Raw genomic sequence first — 1,021 nt, forward strand, 5'->3', positions numbered from 1 at the left:
CGACAACACACCCCCGGCCGGCGAGAGCAACGAGCCGGCAGCGCCGACCCCTCCCCCGTACACCGCGCCGGCTTACACGCCGCCGCCCGCCTACAGCCCCCCGCCCGCGGGTGCCCCGTACGCCGCGCCGCCGGCGCAGCAGCCCTACGCGGCACCGCCCGCGCAGCCGCCGTACGCCGCGCCGGCGCCCTACGGCCAGGCAGGCACCGAGCAGCCCTCGTACAGCCCTCCCGCCTACCCGTCGGCTCCCCCCGCGCCGTACGGCCAGGCCCCCTACGCCGGCGCCTACGGCTACGCCGAGCCGAAGACCAACCTGCTCGCCATCCTGTCCCTCGTGAGCAGCATCCTCGGCTTCATCGGCATCCTGCCGATCGTCGGCTCCATCGCCGGCGCGATCCTCGGCCACCTCGCGCTGCGCCAGATCCCGAAGTCGGGTGAGAAGGGCCGCGGCATGGCACTGGCCGGCACCATCGTCGGGTGGGTCGGCATCGGCCTGGTCGTGCTCCTCCTCGCGCTCTTCGCGGTCATCTGGATCGCCAGCGTCGGCTCGCTCGCCAGCACGTACTGACACCGGCTCCAGCCTGCGCCAGGCGGCGTAGGCTGGAGGGACCGTGAAGAAGTCCACCAGAGCGCAGACTGCGACCTCGCTTCCCGCCGCGCCGCGCGACGAGGCAGCGTCGCGGATGACCAACTATTTCATCACGATGGGCGTGCGCGTCGCGTGCTTCGTGCTGATGGTCGTCGTCACCCCGTACGGCTGGTACACCGCGGTGTTCGCGGTCGGTGCGATCGTGCTTCCGTACATCGCCGTGGTGCTCGCGAACGTCGGCAAGGACACCCGCCCGACGGCGCCGGAGAACCCCGGTCGCGCTCTGACCAGCACCGCGCCGACGCCTCCACCGTCGCCATCCCGACCGACGGTGATCCGCCTGGACGAACAGCGTCCGCCTGCCCCCGGAGAACCGACGTGAACGAGACCATCTGCTCGCGCGCAGGCTGCCATGCCGACGCACAGTGGCTG

General features: G+C 72.4%; 2 protein-coding genes. Both read left to right on the top strand.

Annotated features, from left to right (window positions below; genetic code table 11):
- Nucleotides 1-568 (top strand): DUF4190 domain-containing protein (locus tag NQ160_RS20820; RefSeq protein WP_257516992.1); only part of this gene is annotated, 568 nt, incomplete at its 5' end.
- 43 nt (nucleotides 569-611) lie between these two features.
- Complete coding sequence (locus tag NQ160_RS20825) at nucleotides 612-971, top strand: DUF3099 domain-containing protein (RefSeq protein WP_257516993.1); 360 nt, start codon at nucleotides 612-614, stop codon at nucleotides 969-971.
- The last annotated feature ends 50 nt before the right edge of the window (nucleotides 972-1,021 follow it).

The organism is Microbacterium sp. zg.Y909 (genome assembly GCF_024626565.1).